This window comes from Aeromonas sp. 25-248, assembly GCF_053005425.1.
On sequence record NZ_JBRKTB010000019.1, the window covers coordinates 1 to 17426 of the forward strand.

Annotated in this window: 11 protein-coding genes; 9 read left to right on the forward strand and 2 right to left on the reverse strand. The window is 62.6% G+C overall.

Translation table 11 applies throughout. The annotated features are described in order from the left end of the window. Positions 1-10: 10 nt before the first annotated feature. Complete coding sequence (locus tag ACVDHI_RS19000; RefSeq protein ID WP_447212409.1) at positions 11-5611, forward strand: type I secretion C-terminal target domain-containing protein; 5601 nt, start codon at positions 11-13, stop codon at positions 5609-5611. A gap of 167 nt (positions 5612-5778) precedes the next feature. On the opposite strand, the gene mdtH is transcribed toward ACVDHI_RS19000, so the two are convergent. Continuing rightward, the gene (gene mdtH / locus ACVDHI_RS19005; RefSeq protein WP_029314794.1) at positions 5779-6972 is read right to left on the reverse strand and encodes a multidrug efflux MFS transporter MdtH; all 1194 of its coding nucleotides are present in this window, start codon (positions 6970-6972) and stop codon (positions 5779-5781) included. Positions 6973-7173: 201 nt separating this feature from the next. On the opposite strand from mdtH, the gene ACVDHI_RS19010 reads away from it, so the two are divergent. After that, the gene (locus ACVDHI_RS19010; RefSeq protein ID WP_029314793.1) at positions 7174-8073 is read left to right on the forward strand and encodes a LysR family transcriptional regulator; all 900 of its coding nucleotides are present in this window, start codon (positions 7174-7176) and stop codon (positions 8071-8073) included. Positions 8074-8130: 57 nt separating this feature from the next. Here the strand turns inward: ACVDHI_RS19010 and ACVDHI_RS19015 are convergent, their stop codons facing one another. Then, entirely contained in the window at positions 8131-9903 is a 1773-nt protein-coding gene (locus ACVDHI_RS19015) for a M4 family metallopeptidase (RefSeq protein ID WP_447212410.1), read from the reverse strand. Positions 9904-10254: 351 nt separating this feature from the next. On the opposite strand from ACVDHI_RS19015, the gene ACVDHI_RS19020 reads away from it, so the two are divergent. The 7 genes from ACVDHI_RS19020 to ACVDHI_RS19050 all read left to right on the forward strand — a co-directional run bounded on the left by ACVDHI_RS19020 (position 10255) and on the right by ACVDHI_RS19050 (position 17366). Continuing rightward, positions 10255-10809: a GNAT family N-acetyltransferase gene (locus ACVDHI_RS19020; protein WP_010675529.1), complete on the forward strand. Its 555-nt coding sequence runs from the start codon at positions 10255-10257 to the stop codon at positions 10807-10809. A 37-nt stretch (positions 10810-10846) separates the two neighbouring features. After that, on the forward strand, positions 10847-11401 hold the full coding sequence (locus tag ACVDHI_RS19025) for a GNAT family N-acetyltransferase (RefSeq protein ID WP_286700844.1): 555 nt from the start codon (positions 10847-10849) through the stop codon (positions 11399-11401). A gap of 174 nt (positions 11402-11575) precedes the next feature. Then, entirely contained in the window at positions 11576-12682 is a 1107-nt protein-coding gene (locus tag ACVDHI_RS19030) for a 1-acyl-sn-glycerol-3-phosphate acyltransferase (RefSeq protein ID WP_010675527.1), read from the forward strand. Positions 12683-12992: 310 nt separating this feature from the next. Further along, on the forward strand, positions 12993-13463 hold the full coding sequence (locus tag ACVDHI_RS19035; protein WP_447212411.1) for a YhcH/YjgK/YiaL family protein: 471 nt from the start codon (positions 12993-12995) through the stop codon (positions 13461-13463). 218 nt (positions 13464-13681) lie between these two features. Then, on the forward strand, positions 13682-14881 hold the full coding sequence (locus tag ACVDHI_RS19040) for an acetate kinase (protein ID WP_010675525.1): 1200 nt from the start codon (positions 13682-13684) through the stop codon (positions 14879-14881). 131 nt (positions 14882-15012) lie between these two features. Further along, positions 15013-16254 (forward strand): mechanosensitive ion channel family protein, encoded by a 1242-nt coding sequence (locus tag ACVDHI_RS19045; RefSeq protein ID WP_010675524.1) that lies wholly within the window; start codon positions 15013-15015, stop codon positions 16252-16254. Positions 16255-16439: 185 nt separating this feature from the next. Then, entirely contained in the window at positions 16440-17366 is a 927-nt protein-coding gene (locus tag ACVDHI_RS19050; protein ID WP_010675523.1) for a L,D-transpeptidase family protein, read from the forward strand. Positions 17367-17426: the final 60 nt, after the last annotated feature.

Genomic DNA, 17426 nt, shown 5'->3' on the forward strand with positions numbered 1-17426 from the left:
GGCGGACGGCGTGAAGCTGACCGTGACCGCCACCATCGTGGACGCGGCGGGCAACGTCTCGCTGCCGGGCAGCGACAACGCCACCATGGGCGACACCACCGCGACCGGCGCCCCGACCGTGGTTATCGTGGATGATGCCAACAACGACCAGATGCTGACCAAGGCCGAGATTGGCAATGATCAGATCCAGGTACGCGCCGGGATCAATCACGCAGACCTGGTTGCGGGCGGCAAGGTGACGCTGACCATCAACAATGGTGGGGTGAACAGCACTGTCCAGTTGACGCTCAAGGCCGATGGCACCCTGCTGGCAAGCAATGGCAAGAGCTACGGCTATCAGAATGGCACCATCAGCTGGACGGAGACGACCCCGGCCAACGGCAAGTCGTTGACGGTGACGGCGACCCAGACCGACAAGGCGGGCAACGTCTCCCTGCCGGGCAGCGACAACGCGCAGATCCTGAATGAAGCGCCGGAGACGGCGAACAAGCAGGCAAACGGTCAGGAAGATGCCGCCAGCATCGCCATTCCGACCCTCAGTGGCAGCGACATCGATGGCAACGTGGTGAGTTTCACCATCAAGAGCCTGCCTGCCAACGGCATCCTCTATCTGAACGGGGTGGCTGTGACGGTGGATCAGAGCATTGCGGTGGCGGACGCCGGCAAGCTCACCTTCACCCCGAATGCGAACTGGAACGGCAACACCACCTTCAACTATGCGGCGGTAGACAACGACGGCGCCGTGGATGCGAGTCCCGCAACCGTGACCATCAAGGTGGATACGGTCAACGATCTGCCGACGCTGACCATCTCCAACGGGGCTGTCGTCTCCGAAGAGGGGCTGGCAAACGGTATTGCCGACACGGTCGGCAACCCGGATACCACCAACGCCATCAAGGCGTCCGGTACCCTCTCGGTGGGCGACATCGACAGCAGCACGCTCAGCATCTCCCTGAACGGACCGGCCGGGCTGACGTCCGGTGGGGCCAAGGTCCAGTGGAGCTGGGATGCGGGCAGCAAGACGCTGGTCGGCTACACGGGGGCGATTGGTGGCGCCGATTACAAGGCGGTGGTCGAGGTCAAGCTGACGGCACCCAATGCCAGCGGCAAGGGAGAGTGGACCTATGACGTGACCCTCAAGGGCCCCCTCGACCACGGGGATACGACCTCGGAAGACAAGTTGTCGTTCCAGCTGGACGTGGAAGTCTCCGATGGCAGCGGTGTCACCAAGGGCAAGCTGGATGTCAGCGTCGAGGACGACTCCCCCATTGCTGGCAACAGCGATGCCGTTTCCGTGGTGAAGACCGATATTCCGAACGTGCTGACCGGGCTCTTCGACCTGACCAAGTACAGTGGCAACCAGAGCACCCTGAACATGTCGGGCTTTACCATCAGCGCCCTGGGCTTCAAGTCGGCAACCGATTCCTCACTGGTAACGGCGGATGTCAACGGCTCCAGCTCGGGGCTGGGGGTAGCCAGCGGTGCTGCGCCTTACCACAACCTCGCCAACGAGATCGACTTCCGTCACTTTGCTGACGGATCGTCCGCCTCCGAGCAGCTGATCGTCAGGCTGGATGCGGGCAAGGTTGCCTACGGCGCCAACATCAAGTTCAGCAAGATGTTTGGCGGCGAGCTGGAGAGCGGGGTCGTGGAGTTCTATCGCGGTGGTGTGCTGATCAGCACCCTGGTATTCAACTCCAACGCATCGGGTGGGGAGTTCAACCAGAACTTCCAGGTGCAGCAGGGTGGCTTCGATACCATGGTGATCAAGGCGACCAACAACGGCAACACCAATACCTCCGACAACAGCGACTTCACCGTACAGAGCATCGAGTTCCTCGGTGCCAACACGGCGCAGGCCATCGCTTATGGTTCCGGCACCGTGACCCCGCAGTGGGGGGCGGACGGCAAGGGCTCCATCGGGTTGGTACTGGACCCGGCGACCTTCGAGAATGGTCTGCGGACGGCTTCCGGCTCAGCCATCGCCATCACCGCCAGCGGGGCCAATACCCTGCTCGGGAAGGATGCGGGCGGCAACCTCGTCTTCAAGCTGGAGTTCACGCCAGCCACCGGCAAGTGGGAGTTCTTCCAGTACCAGCGCATGTCCAAACCCCTGGGTGATGGTGACATCGACTTCCAGATCCGGGTGGTGGATGGTGACGGTGACGCCAGCATTGGTTCCTTCGGCACCAAGCCTCTCTTCACGCCGCTGGTTCAGGGTGTCTCCAGCGAGAGCGTGACTGAAGGGGGCAACCTGTTGCATAAGGTCACCTTGTCCGATGCGACCCAGGAAGCGACCGAATACGATTTCGCCATTCGCGGATCGGGCAACAACCCCGCCTCCAACCAGGACTGGGGCAATGCCCAGTTCAGCAACGGCGTGACCTACAACAGCACCACCGGCAAGATCACGGTACCGGCGGGCGTGACAGACTTCACGGTGACCATCCCGACGGTGAACGATCGTCTGGTAGAGACGAACGAGACCCTCTCGGTGACCATCGGTGGTCAGAGCGGGACCGGTACCATAGTGGACAACGATCGGGCGCCGACGGCGGCTGGCGGCCACAGCACCGGTGCCGAAGATCAGCCCCAGGTCCTGACCTGGGCCCAGTTCGGTGCCAGCGACGATCAGGACGCGACTGATCTCGGGGTGCAGATCAACACCCTGCCGCTGAACGGTACCCTCGAATACCTCAATGCGGCTGGGCAGTGGGTTGCGGTGCAAACCGGATCCCTCATCTCCTATGCCGAGGTAAACGCAGGCCATCTGCGCTTCGTGCCAGGTCTGAACGAATCGAGCACCCATGCCGCCAACGGCAACGGCGCTGTGGTCGGCAACATGAAGGGCGACTATGCCAGCATCGGCTATCAGATAAGCGACGGTGCCAACCTCAGCAACGGCAGCAAGCTGGTGATCGACGTGGCGGCGGTGGCCGACAAGCCGACCGTCAACCTGAGTCTGGTGGGCAACGGTATTCCCCTTTACAACCTGAGCTTCCCGAGCGCGGGGATCACCACGGGCCAGTTCCAGTCCGGCAACTTCGACAAGGGGGCTCTCGGGATCACCAAGACCCTGACCGATAGCTCTTCTGGTCAGGATCTGGTCAATGGCACCAGCGGCAACGACTACATCGTGAGCCAGAAGGGAGGCGGCGACAGCCTGGTCGGCAACCAGGGGGATGACATTCTGGTGGGCAGCGATGCCATCCAGGGCGATTCCCTCTATGGTGGAGAAGGCAACGACATCCTGGTCTCCGGTCTTGGCAACGATGGCCTCTATGGCGGGACTGGCACGGATATCGCCGTGCTGCCCGGCAATCGTGCCGACTACTCCATCAAGAAGGGGGAGGGTTATTCGAGCAACGACAAGTGGTTCGACTTCGTCGTGTTCGAGCGAGGCGTCGGGGTGACCAAGGCCCTGCACGACATGGAATATGTCCAGTTCGCAGACGGCATCTACCAGATCAACCAGACCACGGGTGAGCTGACCCTGGTTCCGCCGACCAAGGTGGATTACCCGGTCGAGCTGACGGCCTCCCTCACCGACAGGGATGGCAGCGAGGTGTTTGACAGCCTGGTGCTGAGCGGCATGCCCAAAGGCTCCGAACTCTACAAGGGCAGCCAGTTGCTGGGTACCGTCGGGGACGATGGCAAGCTGACCTTCACCGCGTCGAACAAGCTGTGGAGCAGCAATGCACTGGATCTGAACTTGAGCGGCCTGACTCTGCGGGTACCGGGTGACAAGGCGGGCCTGGTCAATCTCAAGGTCGATGTCATCGCCAAGGAGGTCGGGACCGATCTGACCAGTACCGCGACCGATGACGACAGCATCCGCCTGAGCTACTTCAACGCCACCGAAGGGGAGCCGGGGGACCAGAACCGGACCTATGGCAGCGAGCACAATATCGTGGTGGGGGATCTGGATGGCAGCGTGATGCTGCCGGGCCAGAACTACAACCTCGCCTTTATGGTCGACAGCTCCGGCAGTATCGGCAGTGACGCCATGGCGACCATCAGAACCCAGCTGTCCCAAGTGTTTACCAGCCTCAAGAACTCTGCGGGGGCAGCCGGTGCGGGCAAGGTCAATATCTTCCTGGTGGACTTTGATACGTTGGCCAACAAATCGGTGAGCGTGAACCTCAAGGATTCGGATGCGTTGACCAAGTTGCAGGCGATCCTCGACAGCATGGATGGCAGCAAAGACAGTGGCGGCGGGACCAACTATGAAGATGTGTTCCAGACCACGGCCAACTGGTTCAACAGTTCGACCGCACAAGGTAATACGAATGCCAAGAACCTGACCTATTTCATTACCGATGGCAAGCCGACCTTCTATCTGGACAGTGAGGGAGGCAATCCGATCGTCAATGATAAGTTCTGGGATGATGATGTTCGTCTTAACACGGTGCTTAAGGGCAGCTATGTGGCGGGCAAAATCTATAACAATGATGGGAAGACCATCATTGATGCTCAGGGCAGGGTCTACTCCTACGACTGGCGGGGTACCCAGAGCACCATCGGAGCCATGCGACCAGATGGTAAAGGCGGTTACGTATACTGGTCTCTTGGCGGCAATGGGCAGGACTCCTCTGACACAACCATCACCAACTCGGTAGCCGGCTTCGGGCTGCTGACCGGCATGGGAGTGACCGTCGAGGCGATCGGACTGGGAGCGAATATCTCCTATAACGACCTCAAGTCTTATGACTCCGATGGCGTTATCAAGACAGGGGTCAATGCCTCCGATCTCGCCAATGCCATTCTGGGGACGCCGGTCAGCAACCTGCCCGGCGTTGACAGGCTGGATGGCGGTACGGGCGACGACATCCTGTTTGGCGACGCTGTTCGCTTCACCGGCATCAGCGGGGAAGGGTATGCGGCCATCAAGCAGTATGTGAGCGGCAAGCTGGGGGCCGGGTCGGTGACCGATGCCCAGGTGCATGCCTACATCACGGATCATGCCAGCGAGTTCGATCAGTCGTCGACCAATGACAAGGGTGACACCCTCCTCGGCGGTGATGGCAATGACATCCTGTTCGGTCAGGGGGGTGATGACTTCCTGTACGGCGGTGCCGGCAACGACACCCTGTTCGGTGGTAGCGGCAACGACACCCTCTATGGGGAAAGCGGCAACGATCGCCTCTATGGCGGCAGTGGCAACGACACCCTCTATGGCGGTACCGGCAACGACATATTGAGCGGCGGGCTGGGCAACGACATCCTGATCGGGGGGGCCGGCAACGACATCCTCATGGGGGATGCAGGTGCCGATACCTTCACCTGGCTGAAAGGGGATACCGAGGCTGGTAAGGTGGCCAAGGACTACATCGTCGATTTCAGCAAGTCGGAAGGGGACAAACTGGATCTGAGCGACTTGCTCGACAGCGATGGCAGCAAGAGCGAGAGCTCCCTGAAGAGCCTGCTCTCGGTGTTCCAGGACAGCGAAGGGGTGCATCTGCAGGTCAAGGAGAGCAGTGCGGCGCCGATGACCCAGGAGATAGTGCTGATGAACCACACCTTCGACACCCTGACGGGCGGTTCAGGGACGACTGCCAACCAGGTGATCGATTTCATGTTGCAAAACAACATGTTGGATATCAACAAGTAACAGCCAAGCGGGCTGGACAAAAGCGGCAGAGCAATCTGCCGCTTTTTTTATGGGGGATTTTCGGGCGGATGGGCGCAGACGAGGGGGAGGGCAATGCAAGGAGAAGGTAAAAAAGGGCGCCCTTCAAGAGAAGGGCGCCCGGGGTAGACGGGATGATTGCCAGAGGATCAGGCGTTGACCCCTGCCAGGCGGGAGCCGCGCTGGAAGCAGTTGGCCAGCAGCAGCAAGGTGGTGACACCGACGGTGCCGAGTACCAGCCAGGGCAACCAGGGTTGCCCCTGGGCCATGGCGTAGTCGTGCAGGGCGCCGCCCCCCACGTAACCCGTCATGCCCCCGAGTGCCAGTCCCAGTCGGCTGAAGCCCATGTAGCTGCCCCGCGCCCCCGGTTGTGCCAGCTTGGTCATCAGGGTTTCCCGCGCCGGCTCGGCGATGACGATGCCGAGATAGAAGCAGGCGAGCAGCAGGAAGACGGCGGGCAAGGTGGTGGCAAAGGCCACCAGCCCGATCCCCGTGGTCATCAGCAGCACCCCCGCCATCAGACGGTTCTCCAGCTTGAAGTGGCGCTCGCCGAACCGGGCAAGGGGGTAGAGCAGGGCCAGGGAGATGGCCGTCTCCAGGGTGTACATCCAGCCCACCGCCGTGGTGCTGCCCGCCATCTGTTTGACCAGAATGGGGAAGATCAGCATGACCTGCACCCAGAGCGCGTAGTAGCCGCTCAAGATCAGCACCAGTCGGCAGAAGGCCTTGTCCGCCAGCACCTGGCCGAGGCCGTCCCGGATCGGCGTCGGGCGCACCGAAAGCTTGTAGGGGGGCAGGATCAGCAGGTTGCACAGGGCGGCGCAGACGAAGAGACCGGCACCCAGCAGGCAGACATATTCAAAATCGAAGTTGAGCAGCCAGCTGCCGAGCAGGGCTCCCACCACGGCGCCGGCGCTCTCCAGCATCATCAGCAGGGAGATGTAGCGACCCCGCTCCCGTGGCCGGGTGAACTTGATCACCAGGGCGGCGCGGGGGGGATCGAACAGGCAGCCACCCAGCCCCGAGATGATGCAGGAGAGGATCAGTTCCAATCCGCTCTGGGCATAGGCCAGGCTGGCAAACCCCAGCGCCCGCAGCAGCATGCCGCAGACGATGAGGGGGCGCGCCCCGAACTTGTCGGCGAGGGAGCCGCCAAAGACCCCCAGCCCTTGCTGAGTAAGCTGACGCAGCCCCAGTGCCAGTCCCACCACACCGGCGGCCCAGCCCAGTTGGTCGACGAAGCGCAGGCTGATCATGGGCATCACCACGAAGAAGCCCAGGATCACCAGCAGGGAATCCAATGCCAAGAACCACCGCCCCAACCGCCTCGCCCGATCCACCATGACCCTGATACCTCTGTTTGCTTCGCTGATATTGTTGTCTTTCTTGCCCGAACGGCGCCGTCACCAAACAGAGCCAAGGGGATGACAACTCCCTGGCTCGGTGGCGTTCAGCCGGTTCATGACGATTGATGCTGCTATTCTGGTGGGGCTCCAGATATAGTGGTAGCCGACAACTGGCTATATTTCATATTGGATTTGGTTATGGCTATGACCCTCGACGATTTGCAACTGCTGCTGGATGTGGCCAACCGTGGCAGCTTCAGCAAGGTGGCCGCCATTCGCGGCTGGTCACAACCCATGGTGAGCCAGCGCATTGCCGTGCTGGAGCAGGAGCTGGGCCAGTCCCTGTTCCGTCGCCATCGTCGGGGGGCCACCCCGACCCCGGCCTGCGAGCAGTTTCTGCCCGCCGCGACCGCGGCCCTGAGCGCACTGGAAGGGGGGCGGTTGGCGATGCAGGGGGCGCCTGCATTGCCGCGGATCCGGCTCTCCTGCCTCCCCTCCCTGACCACGGCGGTGTTCGGCCCCCTGCTGCTGGCCCTGGTGGACGAGACCTTCGAGATCCGCTGCAACACGGATCACTCTGGCATCATCATGCAGGAGTTGCTGACCGGCGAGACCGACGTGGGCTTCATTCTCAAGTGCCCTGCCATCGCGGGCATCCAGCTCGAACTGCTTTACCGTTCCCCCATCATCGCTGTGGCCTGCGCCACCCACCCGCTGGCCGGGCGGCAGGGGCTGACCCTGCAGGACATCGCCAACGAGCGGCTGGCCCCCCAGCAGTGGGGGACGGGCTGCGACGAGCTGATCCTGCAGTTGCGCCTGCTGCGTCAGGTGGCGAGCCCGCTGCACGCCATCCAGCCAGCGAGTGCGGCGCGGGAGCTGGCGCTGGAGCACGGCTTCATCACCCTGATGCCGGCGCTCGCCATCACCCGGGATCTGGAGTTCGGTCGCCTGGTGAAGCTGGACGTGGTGGATCTGCCACCGGATCACTGGGACGTGATGATGGCCTGGCGCAGCGGCAAGCGCCCCAATCCCGCCAAGGAGCGGGTGCTGGAGGCGGCCCGTACCCTGGCCCGGCGCTGGTCGGGCAAGCGGACATAAAAAAGCGCCGGACCAGGCCGGCGCTCTTCGCTTATTCCCCTTGATGCCCGCTCAGACTCAGTAGCTGGCCTTGAGGGTGACGCCGGAGAAGGCGCTGAACCCGCTCAGCTGCACGTGCCAGGTCCCCGCCTTGGGGGCGTTCAGGGTACAGGTTTCGGCATTGCCGCTCTTGTAGGGGCGGCAGTCATAGCTGCTGGCGGTCGGCGCGCTGCCGAACTTCACGTAGAGATCCGCATCCCCGCTGCCGCCGCTGCTGGTCACCACCAGCTGGCTTCTGCCGGCGGGCACCTCGACGGTGAAGTTCAGCTTGCCCCCCTTGGCGGCGGTGAGATTGCTCACCGGTACCCCGTTTTGCAGCACGCTGCCCGGTTGGGGCGTGGTGCCGCCGCAGGTGGCATTGACCCCGACGGCGGTGAAGGCGGCTGCCACGTCGCTCACGCTGTAGCCAAGATCCGTGGCGGCCCTGGTTACCCCGCACGCCCCCTGATCGAAGGTGGTGTTGGGGCCCCAGTAGAGGCGGTTGGCCAGCACGAACACCTCGAACGCCTTGCGGGTTTGCCAGCCGCTGGTGTTGGCCAGCAGGTAGAAGGCGCGGTTGTAGACCCCGGAACTGTGGTGCACGTCGATGCCGTCATAGTAATCGCTGGCGTGGCCGATGGACTTGCCGTCCCGGGCCGGGTCCTCGAAGTAGCGCAAGGAGCCGTTGCCCTTGAAGATCTGGGCCCCCACCAGCCAGTCGTTGCTGCCCTTCATGTAGTATTCGGCCGCTTCCCCCGCCATGTCGGAGAAGGCCTCGTTGATGCCGCCGGACTGACCGGAGTAGACCAGCCCTGAGTTCTGCTCGGTGAAGCCATGGCTCACCTCGTGGGCTGCCACATCCAGGCTCACCAGTGGATAGAAGGTGGTGGCCCCGTCGCCGAAGGTCATCTGGCTGCCGTCCCAGAAGGCGTTTTCGTAGTTGCGGCTGTAGTGCACCCGCATCTTGAGCTTGAAGCTCAGCGGCGCCGTGTTGTACCAGTTGCGGTACATGTCGAACACCACGTTGCCGAAGTAGTGGGCATCGTTGAGGGGCGAGTAGGCACCGTTGATCTCCTTGACCGTGTTCTCCGGGCAGGTGAACTGGTGGATGGTGCCCCCCGTGGTGCCGTGATTCATGTTGAGGGTGTCCACATTGGTCCCCGTCATGCGGCAGTTGTCATCCACCTGCAGGGGGCCAAAGTCGGCGCCGTAGTAATACTTGCCGGTCTTGACGTTGCCCCCCGGGCCGGTGGCGTCCTTGTGGTTGATCCCCTCCCAGCGTTTGAGCTCGCTGCCGGTCTGGGCGTCGATCATCACGAAGGGACGGCTCGGTTCCTTGCTGGCGGCGAGCCAGGAGACCAGATAGACCAGTCTGGCCTGGCCGGTCTCATCCTGCATCACGAACAGCTTGACCTGTTCGTTGCTCCCCTTGGCACCGCTGCGAGCCTGGCGTGCGGCGTCGCTGGCGGAGAGGGCAACGGCCGGGCCCGTCAGGTCGGCATCGATCTTGCGCAGCATGGTGCCGGACACCTGATTGACCTGGCCCCCCAGCGCCTGATCGGCCACCAGAACCTGGCCCCACACTGGAATCCCCTGCCAGGTCTGCTCATAGCGTATCCGCTGCTGGCCATTGGGCAGCGTCACCGCTCGCACCTTGCGAAACTCGCCATCCCCGGCGCCAAGGGCGCCAATCTTGGCGGCGCCGCTCACCGCACCGGTCAGGTCGGAGACCTGGTTCACTTCCACCTGTTCTGCCGCCATGGCGGCGCTTCCCCAGCAGGCCAGCATGACGGCCAAATAGACTTTGTTCATCTCGTCTTTCCTTAGTCGATGAAGATTACACGCCGGGTCCGTTGCCCGGCGCTCTTACACTAGTGGGAAGGGGGAAAATAACGGCCTGTCATTTGTCACAGGGCAGCGAAAACAGGTAGCACGATTCACTTTTACAGCGCCAATCATCCACGAATACTGGTAATCGCAGCATGTTGAACCGCTGTGAGGGGTGATTGATGACCTTGGTAGCAAGGTGCCCGCATGGGGATCGCCATATGGGGGTTGCCAGCGGGGAAGCCGGTTGAAAAGTCCTTGGCAAACAAGGGATTGATTGACTACATTGGCTCCCATGACGGCAGATGGCCGGAGCGGAACCGGGGAGGAGTGGCGATGTTTTCATGGCAACTGGATGACGAGCTGGCGCTCCTGTTCCTGCAACCCGACATGGCCAGCGAGCTGTTTCGCCTCTGCCAGCGCAACCGCGACTACCTCTCCCAGTGGCTGCCCTGGGTGCCCCACATTCAGCAGCCCGCCGACAGCGCCACCTTCATTCGCCACGCCATCGAGAAGTTTGCCCGAGGGGAGGGGCTGACCACGGCCATCGAGTATCAGGGGGAGGTGGTCGGCGTCATCGGTTACAACCAGATCGATCAGGATCTCGGCAAGGTGACCATCGGCTACTGGCTGGCGGAGCGCTGGCAGGGGCACGGCATCATCACCCGGGCCTGCCAGGCCCTGATCCATCACGCCTTCGAGGAGATGGGGATGGAGAAGGTGGAGATCAGCGCCGCCCTCGAGAACGAGGCGAGCCGAGCCGTGTGCGAGCGGCTGGGAATGACCCAGGAGGGGATCACCCGGCGGGCGGAGCGGCTGGCGGACAGGGTGGTGGATCACGTGCACTACGGCCTGCTGCGGGACGAGTGGCTGAGGCTGAGGGATCTCTGATGACCTTCCTGTCCGCTTCCAACCTCCTGAGGGTGAGATGACGACGCTGCCCCACATTGCCACCCCCCGTACCCGGCTGACCGTGCTGACCCCGGAGCGGGCCTGCCTGATGGTGGATTTCTATCTGCGCAATCGCACCCACCTGTCCCCCTGGGAGCCCAGGCGGGAGGAGAGCTTCTACACCCTTGCCCACTGGCAGACCCGCTTGCGCGACGGTTACGGCCACTATTTCGAGGGCAGTGCCGTGCAACTGGTAGCGCTCGATCCCAGGGGGGAGCGGGTGCTCGCCACCTGCAATTTCACGAACATTGTGATGGGCATGTTCAAGGCGTGCCACCTGGGCTATGCCATCGACAAGGAGCATGAGGGGCAGGGCCTGATGCAGGAGGTGGTGGCCGCCGGCATCGATCACCTGTTCCGGGAGCGGGGCCTGCATCGCATCATGGCCAGCTACATGCCCGCGAACCTGCGAAGCGGCGCGCTCCTCGAACGGCTGGGGTTCGAGCAGGAGGGTTACGCTCGGGACTATCTGATGATCAACGGCCGCTGGGAGGACCACGTCCTCACCGCGCTCATCAACCCCGCTGGCTAGCAGAGCCGTTGTCGAAAGGAGGGCTGGCGGGTGACCGCCATCGCTTTTTCACTGCAAGATCGCACTATCTGTACGCCTCTCATACCCCTGGGGATAAAAGCGTGTAAAATTGCGCCCTGAATTTTCCCGGCCGGCAGACGCAGGCCGCGACTCCATACATGCAAGGCAGACATTGTGACAGAAGTAGATAGATTCGCGGACATTCGCCCCTATCGCGATGAAGAAGTACCGGCTGCCATCGAGCGGCTGATCCAGGATGACGAGTTTATCGGCGCCATCGCCAAATACCGCTTCGGTTCCCTGATGAGCTGGCTGGGTTGGGCCATTCGCCCGCTGATCCGCCAGTTCCTGCGCCACAAGTGGGCCAAGGTCAGCACCATCCATCAGGTACAGATGGGGGTGACCCGCTACATGACCAGGATGATCGCCACCTCCACCCAGGGAGTGAGCTTCTCCGGGCTCGAACACCTCAAGAAGGAGCAGGGCTACCTGTTCGTCTCCAACCACAGGGACATCGCCATGGATCCGGCGTTCGTCAACTGGGGGCTGCACACCCATGGTTTCGATACCGTGCGCATCGCCATCGGCGACAACCTGCTGCGCAAGCCCTGCGCCACCGAGCTGATGAAGCTCAACAAGAGCTTCATCGTCAAGCGCTCCGCCAAGGGGCCGCGGGAGATGATGAAGGCCCTCGGCGAGCTGTCGGCCTACATCGGCCAGTCGGTGCATGAGGGGCACTCCATCTGGATCGCCCAGAAGGAGGGGCGCGCCAAGGACGGGGATGACAAGACGGATCCGGCCATCCTCAAGATGTTCTACGTGGACGGCAAGAAGCAGAAGATCGAGTTCGTCGACTACATGCGCAGCCTCAACATCGTGCCGGTGAGCATCAGCTACGAGCTGGATCCCACCGACAAGGCCAAGGCGCGCGAGCTCTACGAGAAGTCGGTCAACGGCAGCTACGAGAAGGGCGAGTTTGAGGACATCGAGAGTATCGTCGCGGGCATCGTCGGCCAGAAGGGGCGGGTACATGTCTCCTTCGGCGCCCCCATCACCGAGGGCTTCAGCGATCCGGACGAGCTGGCGGCGCTCATCGACAAGGCGATCTGGAGCAGCTATCGCCTCTTCCCGGGCAACTACCTCGCGGCGGATGTGCCAGGCAAGGCCAGCACCATAGAGCAGAGCGCCTTCCTGACTCGCCAGTCCGAGGTGCCACAAGAGCACAAGGCCATCTGGCGCGCCATGTACGCCAAGCCGGTGGAAAACGCCGGAAAGGTTTGAATGGCACCGCTTTTGAGCGGGTGATGGAAAAAAAACGGGAGCAGATGCTCCCGTTTTTGCGTCTGGTCAAAGTCGGGGGAGATTGGGTAGTGAATAATATTGTTTCAACTGGTACGATCATCAGGTAAATGGGCGAGTATCTCTTGGCAGGGGCGGACGAGTATGCAACAGTGACTCGGCGTCATCGGCTTGGAAGCGACAGCGCCCCCGTCTGCACGGATGGCAGACGAGACGATAAAAGGACCTTCAATGGTCCTTTTTCATTGGTGCACAAAGATAGACCACAGATATACCTAAGGATGCGAACCTCATGATCACCGGCAGTCTGGATACCTTGCAACGCACCCCCTTGCCCGCCCCCCTTAACCGTATCGTGGCCGAGGTGGTGCAAAGCGTCGAACGCTGGCTGCACGCCCCCCTCGGCAAGCAGGAGGTCGACGGCCTCATGCTGTTCTGCCTGGTGAGCGAGGATCTGACAGAGCCGGTGGCGGATCGCCGGGGCGAGTTTCATGAGCAGTATCTGGACATCCAGCTGCTGCTGCGCGGCGAGGAGTGGATCGGCGTGGGCCCTCACGCCTACAGCCGGGACGGTGCCGACCATCCTCACCCCGATCTCTGGTTCGTCGATGATGAGCAGACCAGTTATCTGGCGTTGCAGCCCGGCGACTTCGCCATCTTCTGGCCGGGAGAACTGCATCGCCCCCTCTGTACCCTGACGACCCCAGGTTCGGTCAAGAAGCTGGTCGTCAAGGTTCACCAGTCGCTGCTGACCGGCGCCTGAGTGGCAACCGGGGCCTGGAGTCCCGAGTGATTGGGCCAACAGAGGCCCGTTGCGAATCGCTGATTCGACGCGCGCGCCAGACGAACGGTCTGCGCCCAACGATTTGAAAAATTGGACGCACCCTCCTGCGACCATAAGCCCCCGGCAGGGGAATCCCATCCATCGCTGGATGACACGACACTGTCGGCGTAAAGCCGAAGCACAGGAAGATGTAGAACATGAGCAAGTTGGTATTGATCCTTAACTGCGGTAGCTCTTCCCTGAAATTTGCCGTAATGGACGCTGAAACGGGCGAGGACATGCTGTCCGGCCTGGCCGAATGCTTCAATCTGGATGACGCACGTATCAAATGGAAACTCCACGGGGTCAAGGGCGACGCCATGCTGGGCGCCGGTGCTGCGCACCAGGAAGCCCTCGACCACATCGTGGGCCACATCCTGCCCCAGGATCCCGCCCTGGCCGATCAGCTGGTCGCCATCGGCCATCGCATCGTGCACGGCGGCGAGCAGTTCTCCCGCTCCGTGCGCATCGATGACGGCGTGATTGCCGGCATCGAGGCCGCCATTCCGTTCGCCCCCCTGCACAACCCGGCGCACCTCATCGGCATCCGTGCCGCCCTCAAGGTGTTCCCGGCCCTGGCCGACAAGAACGTGGCCGTGTTCGACACCGCCTTCCACCAGACCCTGCCTGAGGAAGCCTACCTCTACGCGCTGCCCTACAAGCTCTATCGCGAGAACGGCATCCGTCGTTACGGCGCCCACGGCACCTCCCACCGCTTCATCGCCGAAGAGACCGCCAAGGCGCTGGGCAAACCGCTCCATGAGCTCAACATCATCAACTGCCACCTGGGCAACGGTGCCTCCGTCTGCGCCATCAAGAACGGCGAGTCCGTCGACACCTCCATGGGGCTGACCCCGCTGGAAGGGCTGGCGATGGGTACTCGCTCCGGTGACATCGACCCTGCCATCGTCTTCTTCATGCACGACAACCTGGGTTACAGCGTGGACAAGATCAACCAGGTGCTGACCCGCGAATCCGGCCTGCTGGGCATGACCGAGGAGAGCAGCGACTGCCGCTACGTCACCGGCAACTACGCCACCGACGCCGGTGCCAAGCGTGCGCTGGACGTCTTCACCTATCGCGTTGCCAAGTACGTCGGTGCCTATGCTGCCGCCATGGATGGTCGCCTGGACGCCCTGGTGTTCACCGGCGGCATCGGCGAGAACGCCGCCATGGTGCGCGAGATGGTGCTGGCCCGACTGGCCCTGCTTGGCTTCAAGATCGACAAGGAGGCCAACAACGCAGCCGTACTGGGCGGTGAAGGCCCCATCACCGTCGAAGGCAGTCGTCTGGCCCTGGTGATGCCCACCAACGAAGAGCTGGTGATCGCCCGTGATGCCCTGAGCCTGGTCGGCTAAGGCACCCTCTGGTGATGACAACGCCCGGCCCCTGCCGGGCGTTGTCGTTTCGGCAATAGTGATCGGCCTGTCATTTGACATGGGGGACCAGATGCGTACCCTGACCGCTGTGTGATATTGCGGAGGTAACGATGAAAGAGATGTTTTTCAACTGGTTGTCAGGCCTGGGGGTCGATGTGACCCCCATGATGGCCCTGGTGATCGCCCTGGGGTTCATCGTGCTGACCGCCATGGTGCTGCACCTGGTGCTGCACCGCATCCTGCTGGTGCGCCTGGTGGGGCTGCTTGGCAAGACCAAGCAGATGTGGCTGCCGCCCCAGTTGCAGCAGCGCCTCTTCTACCGGCTCGCCTTCGTGTTCCAGGGGGCCGTGCTGCTCGGTCAGGCGGAGATCTGGCTGCCCAAAGCGTCCGAGAGCCTGGCGCTTATCGAGTTGCTGGCCCAGCTCTGGATCCTGCTGTTCCTGCTGCTGGCCCTGTTCGCCCTGCTCGACTGTCTGCTCTCCCTGAGCCGTCATACCCGGCTTGGGCGGGATCTGCCCCTGCGCGGCATCTTCCAGGGGGTGAAACTGGTGGCCAGCATCCTGGTGGGCATCCTGATGATCGCCCTGCTGCTCGGCAAGTCGCCCCTCTTCCTGTTCAGCGGCCTGGGGGCCATGACCGCAGTCCTGATGCTGGTGTTCAAGGACCCCATCCTCGGCCTGGTGGCGGGTATCCAGCTCTCCGCCAACCGCATGCTGAGCGTCGGTGACTGGCTGCAGATGGACAAGTACGGGGCGGACGGCGAGGTGACCGACATCGGCCTCACCACGGTCAAGGTGTCGAACTGGGACAAGACCATCACCACCATCCCCACCTATGCCCTCATCTCCGACTCCTTCAAGAACTGGCAGGGGATGACCGAATCCGGCGGGCGCCGCATCAAGCGCAGCGTCAACATCGACATGACCAGCGTGCGCTTCCTCACCTCGCAGGAGCAGTTGCAGCTCAAGCAGGCCAGGTTGCTGGCGCCCTACCTCAGCCGCAAGGAGCAGGAGCTCAGCAGCTACAACCAGCAGCTCAGCGATGCCATCAGCTGCCCCATCAATGGTCGCCACCTCACCAACCTCGGCACCCTGCGCGCCTATCTGGACGCCTACCTGCGGGCTCATGCGGGCATTCGCAAGGACATGACCCTGATGGTGCGCCAGTTGGCACCGACCACGGACGGCCTGCCGCTGGAGATCTACTGCTTCACGGCGACCACCGCCTGGGCCGAGTATGAAGGGATACAGGCTGATATTTTCGACCACATATTTGCGATAATTGAGCAATTCCATCTGCGTTTGCATCAGTCGCCAACCGGTTATGATATGCACAGTTGGAAAAACGGCTGATCCCGCTTATGACAAGGTGCCGCGGCGCGGCGCGGCACCGTATTTAATCGCCGACCCGTCAGCACGTGGCGGTTGAAATTTGCATGGCAGAGGAGAAAAATGGCGGCCTTCTCTTCGCCCCGGGCGCGCCCGTCGCCTCCGCGCTGGCCAGAGTGCTGAACCACCCCCTTTATCACAGGAAAGTTATGAAGCTCCTCCACAACACGGCGGCCGCACTGTGCTGCTCCCTGATCCTGGCCGCCATGCCCGCCCTCGCCATCGAATATGCCCTGCCCGCAGCCAACAGCCGCCTGGTGGGGGAGAACCTGGACTACGTGGTGTCCCCGGAAGAGGCGGGCCAACCCCTGGAAGCGGCAGCGGCCAGATTCCAGCTCGGCTTGACCAACATGCTGGAAGCCAACCCCAAGGCAGACCCCCTGCTGCTGCAGGCGGGCGAGAAGCTGGTCGTGCCGCACCAGCTGATCCTGCCGGATGCCCCCCGTGAAGGCATCGTGCTGAACGTCGCCGAGATGCGCCTCTACTACTACCCCAAAGGCAAGAAGGTGGTGGAAGTGCTGCCGATTGGCATCGGCCAGCTCGGCACCGACACCCCGGAAGACTGGGTGACCAGCGTGCAGCGCAAGAAGGCGGGCCCGACCTGGACCCCGACCGCGAAGATGCACGCCGAGTACGCCGCCCGTGGCGAGACCCTGCCTGCGGTCTGGCCGGCCGGTCCGGACAACCCCATGGGGCTGTTCGCGCTCTACATCGGCAAGATGTACGCCATCCACGGCACCAACGCCCAGTTCGGCATCGGCCTGCGGGTGAGCCACGGCTGCGTGCGTCTGCGCAACGACGACATCGAGTACCTGTTCAAGCAGGTCCCGGTCGGTACCCGCGTCCAGTTCGTGAACCAGCCCATCAAGGCCTCTGTCGAGCCGGATGGCCGCCGCTACCTGGAAGTGCACCAGCCCCTCTCCCGCAACCAGGAGGAGTTCAACTCCAGCCTGCCGGCCCCGCTGCCCATGTCCACCGCCGTGACCCGCTTCATCGCCCACGCGGACAGCGACTCCCAGCTGGTCAAGCAGGCCCTGGAGCAGCGCAGCGGCATGCCCATCGCCATCAACCGCTGATCCCGCCCGTCGGTATCCCGAGCCCCGGCCACTGTCGGGGCTTTTTTATGGCGCGGGGGA

Excerpts from the sequence above, each read along its gene's own strand:
- mdtH (WP_029314794.1), bottom strand. The coding sequence starts at position 6,972 with ATGGTGGATCGGGCGAGGCGGTTGGGGCGGTGGTTCTTGGCATTGGAT.
- ACVDHI_RS19020 (WP_010675529.1), top strand. The coding sequence starts at position 10,255 with ATGTTTTCATGGCAACTGGATGACGAGCTGGCGCTCCTGTTCCTGCAA.
- ACVDHI_RS19015 (WP_447212410.1), bottom strand. The coding sequence starts at position 9,903 with ATGAACAAAGTCTATTTGGCCGTCATGCTGGCCTGCTGGGGAAGCGCC.
- ACVDHI_RS19035 (WP_447212411.1), top strand. The coding sequence starts at position 12,993 with ATGATCACCGGCAGTCTGGATACCTTGCAACGCACCCCCTTGCCCGCC.
- ACVDHI_RS19040 (WP_010675525.1), top strand. The coding sequence starts at position 13,682 with ATGAGCAAGTTGGTATTGATCCTTAACTGCGGTAGCTCTTCCCTGAAA.
- ACVDHI_RS19050 (WP_010675523.1), top strand. The coding sequence starts at position 16,440 with ATGAAGCTCCTCCACAACACGGCGGCCGCACTGTGCTGCTCCCTGATC.
- ACVDHI_RS19045 (WP_010675524.1), top strand. The coding sequence starts at position 15,013 with ATGAAAGAGATGTTTTTCAACTGGTTGTCAGGCCTGGGGGTCGATGTG.
- ACVDHI_RS19010 (WP_029314793.1), top strand. The coding sequence starts at position 7,174 with ATGGCTATGACCCTCGACGATTTGCAACTGCTGCTGGATGTGGCCAAC.
- ACVDHI_RS19025 (WP_286700844.1), top strand. The coding sequence starts at position 10,847 with ATGACGACGCTGCCCCACATTGCCACCCCCCGTACCCGGCTGACCGTG.